11 protein-coding genes are annotated in these 15,338 nt (G+C 69.0%); 2 read left to right on the top strand and 9 right to left on the bottom strand.

The genetic code is table 11. The features are described from left to right. Positions 1-128: 128 nt before the first annotated feature. A complete protein-coding gene (locus tag J4H85_RS03880) occupies positions 129-3,692 on the top strand; it encodes an efflux RND transporter permease subunit (RefSeq protein ID WP_208236991.1) in 3,564 nt (1,187 codons plus the stop codon). Between the two features lie 23 nt (positions 3,693-3,715). Here the strand turns inward: J4H85_RS03880 and J4H85_RS03875 are convergent, their stop codons facing one another. Continuing rightward, a complete protein-coding gene (locus tag J4H85_RS03875; RefSeq protein WP_208236988.1) occupies positions 3,716-4,483 on the bottom strand; it encodes a CYTH domain-containing protein in 768 nt (255 codons plus the stop codon). Between the two features lie 16 nt (positions 4,484-4,499). Here J4H85_RS03875 and J4H85_RS03870 point away from each other — a divergent pair, with 16 nt between their 5' ends. Next, positions 4,500-5,078, top strand: coding sequence for a hypothetical protein (locus J4H85_RS03870; RefSeq protein WP_307863380.1), 579 nt, complete (start codon positions 4,500-4,502; stop codon positions 5,076-5,078). 19 nt (positions 5,079-5,097) lie between these two features. Here the strand turns inward: J4H85_RS03870 and J4H85_RS03865 are convergent, their stop codons facing one another. The 8 genes from J4H85_RS03865 to J4H85_RS03830 form a co-directional block, all read right to left on the bottom strand. Continuing rightward, positions 5,098-6,714, bottom strand: a complete 1,617-nt coding sequence (locus tag J4H85_RS03865; protein WP_208236986.1) for an amino acid permease — start codon at positions 6,712-6,714, stop codon at positions 5,098-5,100. Between the two features lie 222 nt (positions 6,715-6,936). After that, positions 6,937-9,294: a penicillin acylase family protein gene (locus tag J4H85_RS03860; protein WP_208236985.1), complete on the bottom strand. Its 2,358-nt coding sequence runs from the start codon at positions 9,292-9,294 to the stop codon at positions 6,937-6,939. Between the two features lie 2 nt (positions 9,295-9,296). Beyond that, a complete protein-coding gene (locus tag J4H85_RS03855; protein WP_208236984.1) occupies positions 9,297-10,316 on the bottom strand; it encodes an ABC transporter permease in 1,020 nt (339 codons plus the stop codon). Next, positions 10,313-11,821 (bottom strand): sugar ABC transporter ATP-binding protein, encoded by a 1,509-nt coding sequence (locus J4H85_RS03850; protein WP_208236983.1) that lies wholly within the window; start codon positions 11,819-11,821, stop codon positions 10,313-10,315. Before J4H85_RS03850 ends, J4H85_RS03855 begins: the two co-directional genes overlap by 4 nt. 66 nt (positions 11,822-11,887) lie before the next feature. Continuing rightward, a complete protein-coding gene (locus tag J4H85_RS03845; RefSeq protein WP_208236982.1) occupies positions 11,888-12,934 on the bottom strand; it encodes a sugar ABC transporter substrate-binding protein in 1,047 nt (348 codons plus the stop codon). 39 nt (positions 12,935-12,973) lie between these two features. Continuing rightward, the gene (locus J4H85_RS03840) at positions 12,974-13,813 is read right to left on the bottom strand and encodes a polysaccharide deacetylase family protein (protein WP_208236981.1); all 840 of its coding nucleotides are present in this window, start codon (positions 13,811-13,813) and stop codon (positions 12,974-12,976) included. Positions 13,814-13,846: 33 nt separating this feature from the next. Then, the gene (locus J4H85_RS03835; protein WP_208236980.1) at positions 13,847-14,569 is read right to left on the bottom strand and encodes an SDR family NAD(P)-dependent oxidoreductase; all 723 of its coding nucleotides are present in this window, start codon (positions 14,567-14,569) and stop codon (positions 13,847-13,849) included. 13 nt (positions 14,570-14,582) lie between these two features. After that, complete coding sequence (locus J4H85_RS03830; protein ID WP_208236979.1) at positions 14,583-15,299, bottom strand: SDR family NAD(P)-dependent oxidoreductase; 717 nt, start codon at positions 15,297-15,299, stop codon at positions 14,583-14,585. Positions 15,300-15,338: the final 39 nt, after the last annotated feature.

The following is a 15,338-nucleotide window of genomic DNA, read 5'->3' as shown; positions in this document are numbered from 1 at the left end:
ATATCGCGTGCACATGAGACCACGGTCTGACATCGACGGCACCGCGGGCCGATGCGACGTGTGCGCGGCCTCTGCAGAGTAGAAAGGTCGCCATCGCGACGCTCGCACGCCTCGACCAGAGAGACCACATGACGCTCCTCACCCGCGCCAGTCTGGCCAATCGTCTCATCGCCGGACTCGTCACCCTCGGCGTCGCCGCCTTCGGGCTCATCGCGATGACCTCACTGAAGCAGGAGCTGATGCCGCCGATGGCGATGCCGATGGCGTTCGTCTCGGCGCAGTCCGCGGGAGTGTCGCCGGAGGATATGGCGGACACCGTGACCGAGCCGCTCGAGCAGGCCCTCGAGTCGGTACCGGGCGTGACGGGGGTGACCTCGAACACTTCCGCCGGCACCGCCGACATCACGGCCGAGTGGCCGTTCGAGGCCGACGCGGACGAAACGCTGCGGGCGATCCGTGCGGCGACCGATACGGTGCGCTCGGGCTTGCCATCCGGCACCGAGGTCGAGGTCTTCTCGGGGTCGACCGACGAGACGCCCGCCATGATGCTGAGCGCGGGATCGACCGAAGACGCCGGTCACTTCGCCGATGCGCTTGCCGGCACCGTGGTCCCGGCACTCGAGAGCGTGCCTGGGGTGCAGCGCGTCGACCTCGCGGGACAGGAGGAGCAGCGGATCATCATCGATCTGCGCGCCGACGACATCGAGAAGCTGCGCGTGGATCCGTCGGCGGTCGCACCCGCCCTCGAATCGCGCGGCGCGGCGCTGCCCGCCGGGCAGGCCGAGTCGGACGACGGTCCCGTTGCCGTCACCGTCGGCGGGGGCATCGCGTCGGTCGACGCGGTCGCCGAACTCCCCATCGAGACGGAGCGAGGCGTGGTGCGCCTCGCGGATTTCGCCGACGTGCACGCCGAAGCGGAGCCTGCGGGATCGCTCTCGCGGGTGAACGGCTCCCCCGCCCTGACGCTCACGGTCATGCCGGCGTCGGGTGCGAACGTCGTCGAGATCTCTCACGGCGTCCAGCAGCAGCTCGATGAACTCGCCCCCGGCCTGCACGCGACGTTCGTGACCGTCTTCGATCAGGCGCCCTTCATCGAGCAGTCCGTGCACGATCTCTCGGTCGAGGGCGGTCTGGGTCTCGTGTTCGCGGTGCTCGTGATCCTGGCCTTCCTGTGGTCGTGGCGCTCGACGATCATCGCCGCCGTGTCGATCCCCCTGTCATTGCTCATCACGATGGCCGGGCTCTGGTGGACCGACAACACGCTGAACGTGCTCACGCTCGGCGCACTGACGATCGCGATCGGCCGCGTCGTGGACGACTCGATCGTGGTCATCGAGAACATCGCGCGGCGGAAGGGCGACGGCCCGTTGACGGTCGACGGCATCGTCGCCTCGGTTCGGCAGGTGGCCGGCGCGATCACGGCGTCGACTCTCACGACGGTCGCGGTATTCCTGCCGATCGCATTCGTCTCGGGCACCGCGGGGCAACTCTTCCGGCCCTTCGCGGTGACCTCGTCGATCGCGCTCCTCGCCTCGCTCGTCGTCGCGCTCACGATCGTGCCGGTGCTGGCCTACTGGTTCATGAATCGGCGCGCGCGAGGTTCAGGATCGTCGCTCCCCGTGACGGCTCCGAGCCGCACGGACCACGACGAACTCGACGAACTGGCGACACCGCAGGATCGTCTGCAGCGCACCCTCATGCCCGCGCTCGCGGCGACGCGGCGGCACGCCGTCTGGACCGTCGTCGGGGCGAGCCTGCTCCTCATCGCCACCCTGCTCATGAGCTCGATGATCCGCACCGACTTCCTCGGCGCATCGGGTGCGGCGAGCCTCGAGCTCACGCAGACGACGGAGACCGGAGCGACCGCCGATGAGCTCATCGCCGCTGCGGAACCCGTGGAGGGCGCCCTCGCGAAGGTCGACGGTGTCGACGACGTGCTCACCACCATCCCGGTCGCCTCGCGCGTCGCCGGAGAGCCGACGCGCATCTCGTACAGCCTGCAGCTCGCCGACGGCGCCGAAGTCGACGCGGTCGAGTCCGCCGTCGCGCGTTCATTCGACGATCTCGGCGATCCCGACCGTTTCACGATGTCGACGATGGATGCGGCGGTGAGCGACGGCGGCGGCGGGATCGCCCTGCAGATCCGCGGGTCGGACTCGGCAGCGTTGCGACAGGCGAGCGAACAGCTCGCCGATCGCCTCACCGGCGAGTCGGGCGTGAGCGCCGTCGAGAGCAGCATCACGGGCGAGCAGCCCATCGTGCGCGTGACGCTCGACGAGGCGCGGGCGGCGAAGCTCGGCTTCGACCGGACCAGCGTCTCCGTAGCGATCCAGCAGGCGCTCGCCGGCACGCCGATCGGGTCGATCGCGGTCGAAGGCCAGGAGCGCGACATCGTGCTGCGCACGGCAGGCGCCGACCGCACCGTGACCGGACTGTCCGACCTGCTGCTTCCGGTCACTCCACAGCAGAACGCCGAGGCCCAAAAGCGCGCGAGCGACGCGCTCGAGCGCGAGGCCGAAGCGGAAGCCGAGCAGGCACGGCTCGACCAGGCCGCCGAGTTCACCCGCCAGTTGGACGAGGCCGGAACCCAGCGCGCCGAGTTAGGCGCCCAGATCGGTGAGATGCGCCAGCAGCTCACCGCGCTCGAACAGGCACCGGTGGTGCCCGACCGCCCGCGCACGCCGAGCGAAGAGGCCGAGGTGCGGGCGCAGGAGGAGCGCGCCGAGCAGATCTCCGGACTGCGCGAGGCGATCTCGGCTGCGGAAGCCGGCATCACAGCGGCCGACGAGCAGGCCACGCAGGTGCGCGAGGCACAGACCGAAGCCGCTGACCAACTCGCCGAGCAGCAGGAGGCCGAGCAGCAGCAGCGCGAGGCCGGTGAAGCGCGCGCTGCGCCGGTCACGCTCGGGCAGGTCGCCGAGGTCACCGAGACGGAGACCGCGCCGAGCATCGAGCGTTCGGGCGGCGAGCGGCAGGTCGTGCTCACGGTGACGCCCGAGGACGGTCAGCTGGATCGGGCCAATGCCGCAGTCGCCGCAGCCATCGACGAGGAGTCCCTGCCCGCCGGGGTCAGCTTCGCGGTCGAGGGCGTGAGCGCAGAGCAGTCCGACGCGTTCGCCCAACTGGGTGCCGCGATGCTTGCAGCGATCGGACTCGTGCTCGTCATCATGGTCGCGACGTTCCGCAGCCTCCGGCAGCCGTTCGTGCTGCTGATCTCGATCCCGTTCGCGGCGACGGGCGCGCTGCTCGCCCTCTGGATCACGGACACGCCGCTCGGGCTCCCGGCGCTCATCGGGTTGCTCATGCTCATCGGCATCGTCGTGACGAACGCCATCGTGCTCATGGACCTCATCAATCGTCTGCGCGGGGCGGGCGCCTCACTCGAGGACGCGATTCACCACGGCACCCGTCTGCGCCTGCGTCCGATCCTCATGACCGCCGCGGCGACGATCTTCGCGCTGCTGCCGATGGCGTTCGGCCTCACGGGCGGCGGGGTGTTCATCTCGCAGCCGCTCGCCGTCGTCGTGATCGGTGGGCTCGTCTCGTCGACGGCGCTGACCCTGGTCCTCGTGCCGGTGCTGTACGGGCTCATGGAGCGGGGTCGGGAGCGCGGGCGCTGGCGTCGCGCCCGGCGCTCCGCACGACGCCGCATCCGTCGCGCGGAGCAGCGCTCGCTCGCCGGGCGCGCCTGAGCGCGGAGCGGTGGACCCATCGCTCAGCTTGCGGGCGGCGCGGCCGACACGAATCCGGCGATCGTGCGCAGCTCGTCGGAGCGCGCGCGGTCGCCGGTCGCTTCGAGTCGATCGGCCAGGTCGAGCACCGAGAGCGCGGCGAGCACCCGCGCGTCGGCCCCCGATTCCACGGCGAGCGGAGTCAATTGGCCGGTGGCCCTCGCGATCTTCGCGAAGCTGAGCGAGGTCGCCGCGCCGCGCGCCAGCAGGAGCGGCTCGATGAGGTCCAGCAGGCCGGGGTCGGCGTCACCGAGTCGCTCGGCCTCCCACTCGTGCCAGGCGCGGTCGATGCCGAGCGTATGATCGTTCGCGAGCACCCGATCGTCGGCCAGTTCGATGACCGCGATGCCGTCGCGGTCGAGACGCACGATCGTGCGTTCCGTCCGGAGCGAAGCGACGGGCTCGACCGCGTCTGCCGCTGCCGTTCCCACCCGCTCGCGCAGCGTCTCGCGCAGCGCTTCGGGAATCTCCTCGGAGACGGGCCAGGAGTACTCGCGCACACCCTCGCTGCGCCGTTCCTTCAGATGCCATCCCTCGTCCGCGCCGCCGAGACGCACGCGCATCGCCCAGCCCGCTTCGGCCAGCGCCCGATCGGCGGTGTCGAAATAGCTCGCGGCGAGGCGCACGAGCACCGGATCCGCCGCAGCGAACCCGAGCGAGGCGAAGGCTGCCGCGTCGGGCAGCGGAGCGTCACCGACCACCTCGTACTTGCGCTCGATCTCAAGGTTCTCGCGGGGCTCGTTGGCGCTCATCCCGTCAGCTTACGCCGTGCCGGAACGCGCCGCGCCGCGCACCGGCTACCCTGAGGGCATGGATGCGGAAGCCGAATCCGGCAACGCCGAACGCGAGGCGCACGACGCCTGTCGGCGCGCGGTCGAGCGGCTGCGCGCGGCCGACGTGCGCACCGAGGCGCTCGCGGAGTTCGTGCCGTCGGAGCGCAAGCTGCTGTGGCGGAAGGCCGCGACGATGCGGGAACAGGGCGAGGTGTGGCGCATCGGCCCGCTGCTCCTCGACACCGACGGGCGGCTCTACGTGGCCGGTCGCGCGACGCGGGCCGCCGAGCGACCGCGGCCGAGTTACCAGTCCGAGTCACGCGAGGAACGGCGCGACATCGCCGCCGCGGCATTGAAGGGCGGGTTCGCCGCGGGCACGGCCGTGGACTTCGACGCCGTGCCGATCCCGCTCGACGGCAGTCCGATGCCTCCCGATTCCCCCGTCGTCCGTGCCGGCGATGCGTACCGGGTGCGCTGGCACCCGACTGCGCCGATCGCCACGGCACCGACCCTCGCCGCATTCCTCGAGGATCGGGTCGGGCTGCTCGTGGACCCGCCGATCGGATCCACATAGCGCGATCCCGGCGCTCCGGTTACTCCTCGGCGTCCCGATCGCGTCGGCGCTCCGTCTCCGGCGGCGCGGTCGCGGCGCCCGGCCCGCCGGCGGGGGTCTGCGGTCCGTCCACGCCGTCGAGGGCGAGGATCTGCTCCTCGACGTCGCCGCCGTATCCTTCGCGCTGCGGATCGCCGTGCAGACCACCCGAGACCGCGTACTCCTCTTCCGGGGAGAGGATGAGCCGGTGTCGCCCGTACAGACCGAAGATGAGCAGGCCGATCACGTAGACGATGATGATCGCGATGATGGCGGGCTGGAAGGTTTCGTTCAGCAGGAAGCCGACGAACGTCACCGCCGCGATCGCCGCGGCCGCGTACGCTCCGAAGAGCCCCCACGGGCTGCGGTAGGGGCGCTTCGCGTTCGGGAACTTGCGACGCAGCACGATGAACGACACCATCTGCATGAAGTAGGCGAGCACGGCGCCCCAGACGGCGATGTTCAGCACGATGGCGCCTGCCACCCCGTCCGCGCCGCCGGCGAAGTCGACGACGACGAGCGCGGCGAACCCGATGAGGGCTCCGGCGGCGAGCGCGACCCACGGGGTCGAGCGCTTGCCCGTCAACGAGAGGAACCGCGGGTAGTACCCGGCGCGTGAGAGCGAGTACATGTTGCGGCCGTAGGCGAACATGATGCCCTGCAGCGACGCGAAGAGTCCGATGAGCGCGAAGAGCGCGAGCACGGCGGCGACCTGGTCGCCGACGATGGCGCGGAAGCCGTCGAGCAGGGGCTCTTCAGAGACGCCCATGGCTTCGGCGCCGATGACGCCGGTGTTCAGGAAGAGGACGAGCAGACCGGTGATGATGAGGGTGCCCCTGGCCCAGAGCCCGGCGCGCGGGATGTCGCGGACGGGGTTGTGCGATTCTTCCGCCGCGAGTGGCAGCTCTTCGATCCCGAGGAAGAACCACATGGCGAACGGCAGGGCGAACAGGATCGGCATGACGCCGTGCGGCAGGAAGGCGGTCTGCCCCGCATCCGGGGCGATGTCGAACAGCGAGTTCCAGACGAACTGACCGCTGAAGAGCGCCATCGCCGAGAAGAACAGGATGATGGCGATCGAGATGATCGAGACGATGATCGCGAACTTGAACGACACGTTCGCTCCGGCGGTGTTCAGGGCTACGAAGAGGGCGTAGAGGATCAGCCACCACGCCCACGCCGGGAGCGAGAATCCGAGCAGCTCGCTCGTGATGCTGTCGGCGTAGGACGCGGAGAAATACACGATGACGGCGGTCGTCGCCACGTACTCGATCGATTCCGCGAGGCCCGTGACGAACCCGCCCCACGGGCCGAGTGCCGCTCGGCCGAACGAGTATGCGCCACCCGTGTGCGGCATGGCCGACGCCATCTCGCCGATGGAGAAGATGAGGCCGTAGTACATGACCACGAGTACGGCGAAGGCGATGAGCATGCCGCCGAAGCCGGCCGCGTCGATCCCGAAGTTCCAGCCGGAGAAGTTTCCGGAGATCACGGCACCGACGGCGAGGCCCCAAAGGCCCCAGATGCCCGCGGCGCGTTTGAGCGTCCGCTTCTCGAAGTAACCGCTGTCGGCGGTGGTGTACGTGACCCCGCTCACGCGGAGGGTGTCCTTGGCCATGTGCAGTGAACCTTCCACATCGTCGTGAAACCGAGGGCCGAGGTCCTCGCGTGCGGTTCACGGGTGCAAGCCGCACGAGGTGACTATAACCCTGCAAAGGTAGGTTTGCGCAACCTTTTCTTGTTGATTTCACACGCGCGAAACGTGATTCTCGCTTCTGAGGCCCCTCAATGGCGGGGGGCTACGCACACGAAAGGATGGTCATTCGACCAAAGAAGCGCACTATACGACCTCCTCGTCCGGGTGCAGCCGGATCACCTGCGCGGTGTGCTGGGCGATCGCCTCGTCCGAGAACAGCAGCGGGAAGCTCTCGCCCTCCGCCCACCCGGCGAAGAGATCGCCGTAGTGCTCCGACCGCGGGTCGCCGCTCTGACCCGGACTGTTCATGGCCACGCTCCGGTCCCAGTCTCCGACATCGAGCACCATGCGGAACGTCGACCCGATCGACTGCCGGAACGCGGCGTCGTACCCCGCGTTGCCCACCGTGTCACCGCTCCCGCCGCGCGGGATCGGCCCCTGACGCACCCACTCCGCTGGCAACGTCGATGTCACCGCCAGAGCGGGATGGGTGACGGACGCGTGGTGCAGACGCCCCCAGGACCAGGGCGACGCCTCGGTCTCAGCCCCGAGCATCTGCTCCAGCTCATCGAGCGCAGCGCACAGGGTGCGCTCCACGATCGCGGCGACACGCGCGCCATCGACGTGCGCTCCCAGCCACGCGGTCACGCTGAGGTCGCCGCGCAGGTCGCCCCCGAACGACTCGTCCTTGAGCACGAGCGGCAGTACCGCGTCGATCCGCTCTGCAGGCACCCCTTCGGCGGCGAGCCGCTCCCGCATCGTGGCGGGCCTGAGATGCCTGCGCACCCAGATCTCGAACACGAGCGCCTCGCGGGAGTCGACACTCTCGACCCCGCTCCAGTCGCGCAGTCGCGTCAGCTCAGCGTCGACACGCGGGTCCTCGACGCGCACCGCTGCGAGGTTCGCGAGAACGGCGCGCGCGTGGACGCTGAGGAAGTCGTTCTGCATCCGGTCCGACGTGGCGACGCTCACCCGGTCGTCCGTCTCGAGCCATTCCCGCAACCGCAGTGCCCGGGCGTCCGAATACCAGTCGTGGGTCGCCGTGATCCCGCGATCGATCCAGTCCTCGGGCAGGTTGCACTCGTTCGCCGTCGCGATCCAGCCGCGCTCGGGCCGCCGCTCTCCGGGCAGCTCCGGCGCGCCCACGAGACCGCGCCACTCGTACGCGCCCGTGCCCGGCACCGGGAGACTCCCGTCCCACCCGTCGCGTCGCGGCACCTTCGCGGCGACCTGCCACCCCCAGTCGCCGTCCACCGTGGCGAACACCTGGTTCACGGCGGGAGCCCCCCAGTGCTCGAGTGCGGCGATGAAGCTCTCGCCGTCGGGGGCGTCGCCGTAGCCGAGGCTGGCGACGTACGGCGCCATGCCCGGCTCCAGCCACGCGGCGCGCAGCGCGATCACGATGCCACGATCGTGATCGACGTGGATCACCGGCCCGTGCACGGTGAACGCGAGGGTCACCGTCGCATCCTCGGCGCCGCGCACGCCGATCGTCTCCTCGACCGTTGCGAAGCGCGCGGGCCCGTCGGGGCCGACGTAGTCGCCCGCGCCGGTGTCGTCGCACCGGTACACGTACAGGTCCTCCACGTCGGCCGGCCAGATGGTGAGGCCGAAGGCGAGCGTCTCGTTGTGACCGATCGAGATGCCCGGCAGTCCGGGCTCACCCGCACCGACGACGTTGAGTCCCGGCGCGCGGAGGTGCGCGAGGTAGCGCAGCGACGGCAGCGTGATCGCACGGTGGGGGTCATTGGCCAGGATCGGGCGGCCCGTGCTGGTGCGCGATCCGTCGACCACCCAGTTGTTGCTGCCGCTCACGCCCTCGACCGCGGACTCCGGGGCCGCAGCCTCGGCGAAGGCGGCAGGAGCGAACGCCAGCCGGTACGTGCGCAGCATCTCCTCGGTGAACTCGGTCAGGTCGACGCCCTCCGGCACCTGTCTCGGGTGCGCGGGCTCCCGCTTCTGGCGGAGCTCATCGGCCACCTCCCCGCCGGCGACCAGCGTCTGCGCGCGGGCGATCTCCTGCTCCACGTTGTAGAAGAGCCCGTGGGTCCGGAATCGGACCACATCCTCGGCCTTCCAGAAATCGGGCAGGTAGTCGTGAACCGCGAACTCGGGCGGCAGACGATCCGTGTCGTCTCTGGCCCACGCGACATAGGCGTTGATGCCGACGACGAACGCCTCGATGGCCGCGCGCGCACCGGGTCCGTACGCGGCCCACTCCGCCTCCATCTCGCCGCGGTACAGCATGAGGCGGTTGGCGCGATCCTGCTCGACCGCTGCCGCACCCCACACCTCCGCGAGCCTGCCGTGCCCGCGTCGTCGCCAGAGATCGATCTGGAAGAGGCGATCCCGCGCGGCGTTGAACCCCTGTGCGACGAAGACATCCGCCCGGTCCTCCGCGACGATGTGCGGGATGCCCCAGTGGTCGATGCGGATCTCCACGGACGCCCGCAGCCCGGCAACCGTGAACGCGATATCCGACGTGTCCTGCGCTCGGGTCATGATCATCCTCGCTTCCGTGAGCGGATGACCGCGTCGACGGCCACCGCGGTCACCACGATGACACCCTTCGCGATGAGCTGCCAGTGCTGGGAGACGTTCAGACTGTAGAAGACGTTCGTCAGCGTCGCAAGGATGAGGAGGCCGACGGCGGACCGCCAGATCGCTCCCTCGCCCCCGCGCAACGACGTGCCGCCGACGACCACGATCGCGATCGCATCCAGCGCCATCGCCGCGCCGACGTCCGCCTGACCGACGCCGAGACGCGAGGCGTCCATCATGCCGGCGAGTGCCGCGAGCACCCCGGTCATCAGGTAGACGCTTCCGTTCAGCCCGCGCACGCGCAGCCCGGAGAGCCACGCCGCCTCGTAGTTGCCGCCGACCGCGTACACGTTGCGGCCGTAGGTGGTCTTCGCGAGGAGCAGCGCGGCGAGGATGAAGGCCACGATCAGCACCCAGATGGGCAGGAACACCCCGGCGATCCGCGTCAGCGCGAGGTCCTGGAACGCCGGATTGCCGTTGACGATGAACGGCGACGAGTTCGAGTAGATGTACGCGACACCGCTGAACACCGACGACGTGCCGAGCGTCGCGACGAACGGGTTCACCCCCAGCCTGGCGACGATGAACCCGTTGATCGCGCCCGCGATCAGGCCCGCGGCGAGCGCGCCGATGCCGGCGATGAACACGGATCCCGTCTGCAGCGTGAGGCCGGCGAACAGCGTGGCGCCCAGCGCGTACGTCGCGCCGACCGAGAGGTCGAACCCGCCGCTGATGATGACGAAGGTCATGCCGATCGCGATCAGCCCGACCGCGGCGTTCTGCGTGAGGATGTTCCCGATATTGGCGGGGTTCAGGAAGCCGGGATAGATGATGGTGGCCACGACGATGAGGGCGACGAGTGCGCCGAGCATGCCGTACTTCGCCGCGAAGGAGCCGATCGAGCGATTTCCGCCCGCCGAGCCGTCCGATACTTTCGGCGTGGCTCCGGTGGCCGGAACAGACGCCGTGCGCTGGTCATTCATGCTGCTGCTTCGCTTTCTTCGAATCCGTACTTGACGATCTGCTCGACCGAGTATTCGCTCGTCGCGGTGTCGAACTCGTGCACGATCCGGCCGTGCGCGAACACCAGGAGGCGGTCGCAGACCGCGAGCACCTCCTCGAGCTCGGAGGAGGTGACGATGACCGTCGTCCCCTCCGACGCGAGTCGCGTGAGCGACTCGAGCACCTCGACCTTCGCCCCCACGTCGATCCCCCGAGTGGGTTCGTCGACGAGGAGGAGCTGGGGCCGGCGGCCGGCCCACTTCGCGAGGAGCACCTTCTGCTGGTTGCCGCCGGAGAGCGTGCCGACCGGGTCCGCCATGCGTTTCGCGCTGAAGCCGAAGAACTCGCCGTACTCGGCCACCGCCGATTTCTCGCGTCGCGGGAACACGAGGAACGGCACCGGTGGCCGGCGGCCGAGCCAGTAGTTCGCGGCGCTGTCCATGCCCATGACGAGCGCCGCTCTGCGGCTCTCGGGCACCATCGCGATCCCGGCGCGGATGGCGTGCCGGGCCGACCTGGGCCAGCGTACGCGGCGTCCGCCGATCGTGATCCGGCCGCTGGAGCGCGGGATCATGCCGAAGAGCGAACGGAAGAACGTCGTCCGCCCCGAGCCGACCAGCCCCCACAGGCCGACGATCTCCCCCTCCCTGGCGGTGAGGGTGATGTCGTGCAGCGCGCCCTTCAGCTGCACATCGCTGATCTCGATGGCCGTCGATCCCAGTTCGTGGCGCGCATCGCGGCGGACGATCGCGGCATCCTTGCCGACCATCGCCCGCACGATGGACGCCTTGTCCCACTCCGCGCGAGCGCCGCTCGCGACGATCTCACCGTCGCGCAGTACCGTGACGTGATCGCTGAGCGCCAGGACCTCATTGAGGTTGTGGCTGACGAACACGATCGTCGTTCCGTTCTCCCGCAGCTGGTGCAGGATGCGGTACAGCACCTCGCGCTCCGATTCGGCCAGCGCCGCTGAGGGCTCGTCGAGCATGAGGATCCGGCCGTTCGCCTGCACCCCGCGCATGATCTCGACGATCTGCTGCTGCGAGATCGACAATTGACGCACCGGCACATCGGGATCGATCCGCACACCGAACTCCGCGCAGAGCTCGAGGTAGCGCTCCCGCATCTCGCGATCCGACTGCACCCCGAGCTTCGACTTCGACTGACCGAGGAACACGTTCTGCACCGTGGTCAGCGCCGGGATCATCGTGAGCTCCTGGTACACGACCATGAGCCCGTGATCCCGCGTGTCCCGCGGACCCGCGGCGCGCAGGTCGTCGCCGAAGACCGAGATGGTGCCCTCGTCGTGCGCGACCCGACCGGAGATCATGCCGAGGAGCGTCGACTTGCCCGCTCCGTTCTCGCCCACCAGAGCGTGGATGGTGCCGGCCCGCACGTGCAGGTCCGCCCGGTGCACTGCGTACTTGCCCGAGTACTTCTTCGAGACCGCCTGGCACACGATCGCCTCGTGCGTCTCACTGCTCATCATTCGTCCCTTACGTCGTCGTGGATCCGAGGGGCCGCGGATCGCGACCCCTCGGCTGCGTCAGGCTCAGTACTCCGCGGTGAACTCGTCGACGTTGTCCGGCGTCACGAACGGTGTGCCGCCCGGCAGCATGTCGAGCTCGGTGAGGTTCACGAACTTCGGCGTCTCCTCGCCGTTCACGAGATCGACGAACCCCTGCAGCGCGTACTTCGTCTCCTGCCGCGGCAGCATGATGATGCTCGAGGCGAGTTCGCCGGCCTTCACGTTCTCGAGCGCCCACTCGTCCCCGCCGAAGTCGTACACCGCGACGTCGGATCCGGCTGTGGCCTGCACGACTCCGCGGGTCATCCCGGAGAAGTTCGACATCACGATGTCGAGATCGGGGTTCGCCTGCATGAAGGTCTGCGCGGCCTGGAACGCCTGCGCCGTGGTGTAGTCGGTGCTCTGCTGCGCCACGATCTCCCAGGGCCCATCGCCGAATGCCTTCGCGGCCTCGAAGAAGACGATGCTGTTGGCGTTCAAGTCGGGGCCCGAGAGCAGTGCGATCTTCGCTCCGTCCGGGTAGTCCTGCTTCACCTGCTCCACCCACTGCTGATACACGTCAGCGGTCTGCCCGCCGACGTAGTTCACCGTGCCGGGCTCCCACGTCTCCTCGCCGAGGTTCTCGGCCCTGCCGCAGATCGGCAGGTTGAACACGGCGACCATCACGCCGGCGGCGGGGGCATCCTGCGTCAGCAGGTTGCACACGAGGTTGCCGTCGTTCGGCTCGACGGCGAACGCGTTGTACTTGCCGCTCGTCAATGCCGTCTGCATCTGGTCGAACTGCACCTGCGCGTCGAACTCGCCGTCGAACACGTCGAGGTCGAAACCCTGCTCGTCCGCGTACGTCTTCGCCTCATCGATGGCGGCCTGCAGATACTGGTTGCTGCTGCCCGCCGAGAAGTAGGCGACCTTCAGCTCATCGACGGACGCGATGGTCGTCTCGGGCTGCGCTCCCGAGGCTTCGGATTCGGTGCTCTCGGCGGCTTCCTGGCTCGGACTCGAGCAGGAGGTGAGCAGCAGCGCCCCCGCTGCCAGGAGCGCGAGCAGCGCTGATCGGGATCGGGTGTTCATGAAATACTCCTTCGTATTCAAGAGGGGTGGCGCGGACCGCTACTCGGTCCAGGTGTCGTAGATATCGCTGAGCGGCGCGAACCACGTGCCGGGGAACGACGCCATGTAATCGATGAGCTTCTCGAACCCGATCATGTGGTGCGCCCGGCCGATCGTCTGCGGGTGGACCGTGATCGACAGCACTCCGCCCGGAACGTGCTTGTAGGCGTAATCGAAGTGCTCCTTGAAACGCTGGAACATGACATCGCTCGAACCGAGTCCCGGGTTTGAGCCGGGAATGTACTCGCCGACCGGGAAGTCGTCGAGATACCAGGAGACGGGGAACTCGAGGATCGGGCTCGGCTCGCCGAACGTGCTGCCCTCCTCCCAGCCGATCTGGACGGGACGCGGGTGGTACGGCTCGAAATCGCGACCCATGAGCGACGAATCCCACTCGAAGCCGAACTCCTCGAGCAGACCCAGGGTGCTGTCGGTGAAGTCCCATGCCGGCGAACGGTAGCCGCGCGGCCGCTTGCCGACGAACTTCTCGTGGCTCTCGAGCGTCCGCTCCATGAGCCGACGCTCTTCGTCGGCGTCGAGCGTCGGCACCGGCTCGTGCCAGCAGCCGTGAGCCGCGATCTCGTGCCCGGCGTCGAGCACGCTCTCGAAGCGCTCCGTGAACGTCATCATGGTGTGCGCCGGCGTGCACCAGGTCGCGCGCACGGCGTACCGATCGAAGAGGTCGAGCAGTCGCGGAACGCCGACCTCGGCACCGAACTCGCCGCGCGACAGCACGCTGGGGCTCGTCTGCCCGAACGTCCCCATCCAGACGCTGTGGGCGTCGAAGTCGGCCCCGATGCTCACCGCGAGCGTCTTGCCTTCGGGAAGCTGCAAACTCATTGTGTCTCCTTTGCTGTGGTGTGGTCGTGCGGTTCAGACCGCGAGAAAACCGCCGTCGATCACGAGGTCGCTCCCCGTGACGAATCGGGCGTCGTCCGATGCGAGGTACAGGCACCCGAGAGCGATATCGCGGGGCTCCCCGCCGTGGCCGACGGGGGTCGACCCGACGACGCGCTCGTTCGCGTCCGCCGGCTGCCGGTCGGTGAGCGGGGTCCGGATCCAGCCGGGCACCACCGCATTCACGCGCACGCCCTGCTTCGCGTAGGTGACCGCCGCGTTCTGCGACATCGAGCGCACCGCACCCTTGGCCGCGTTGTAGGCGGCGACGCCCACGCCGCCGACGACGCCCCAGTCGGAGGAGAGGTTGATGATCGATCCGCTTCCCCGCTCGCACATGCCGGGCAGCACCTCGCGCATGCCGAGAAAGACGCCTGTCTGATCCACCGTGACGATGCGGTTCCACTCCGCGAGGGAGAGGGCATCGATGGCGTCGTAACCGATCACGCCGGCAGCGTTCAAGAGGATGTCGATGCGACCGTACGTGCCGAGCACCGACGAGACGACCTCGGCCCACGACGCCTCATCGCTGACGTCGAGACGCCGCTGATCGATGTACAGGGAGCCCGGCTGATCGAACGGAGCGACGTCGCAGGCGATGACCCAGGCCCCCGCGTCGGCGAACACTCTCGCCGTCTCGGCCCCGATCCCCATCGCCGCACCGGTCACGAGCGCGACCTTGCCTTCGAGTTTCTTCACGGTCGGCCTCCGATCAGCGTGCCAGGTAGCCGCCGTCGACGGGCAGGTCGACGCCGGTGATGAAGTCCGCCTCGTCCGAGGCGAGGAATACGACCGCTCCGGCGATGTCCTCCGGTGTTCCGGGTCGTGCGAGCGGTGTCGCGTTCAAGAAGACGTCGTTCACCGCGTCGCTCTGCCCCGCCGTCATCGGGGTGGCGATCCAACCGGGCAGGATCGCGTTCGCCCGGATGCCATCGGGTGCGTAGGTCACCGCCGCGTTCTTCGTCAGCGTGCGCACCGCGCCTTTCGCGGCGTGGTACGCGGCGATACCGGGCACCGCGACCGCCCCGCAGATCGAGGAGATGTTGATGATCGATCCTCCGCCCGCGGCCCGCATCTCGGGGATCACCGCGCGCATGCCCAGGAACACGCCCGTCTGGTCGACACCGGTGATGCTCTCCCAGAGTTCGAGCGAGGTCTCGGTGATGCTCTCGGGCGACGTCACTCCCGCGTTGTTCACGAGGATCCGCGGGGCGCCGTGGGTTTCGGAGACGGCGTTCACGAGGTCCATCCACCCCGCCTCGTCCGTCACGTCGAGCTGACGGCATTCGGCGAGCGCTTCAGAGGTGAACGCGTGGATGTCGCATCCGACGACCGTGGCGCCCTCGGCCGCCAGTGCGGTGGCGATCGCGCCCCCGATCCCGCGTGACGCCCCGGTGACGATCGCGACTTTCCCGTGCAGTCTGTTCATGTCCGCTCCGTTCGGTGCCCCCGCCCTGTTGAGGGGACT

Source organism: Leucobacter tardus (assembly GCF_017583045.1).
Classification (GTDB): domain Bacteria; phylum Actinomycetota; class Actinomycetes; order Actinomycetales; family Microbacteriaceae; genus Leucobacter; species Leucobacter tardus.
This window is presented reverse-complemented; position numbering and strand designations above follow the sequence as displayed.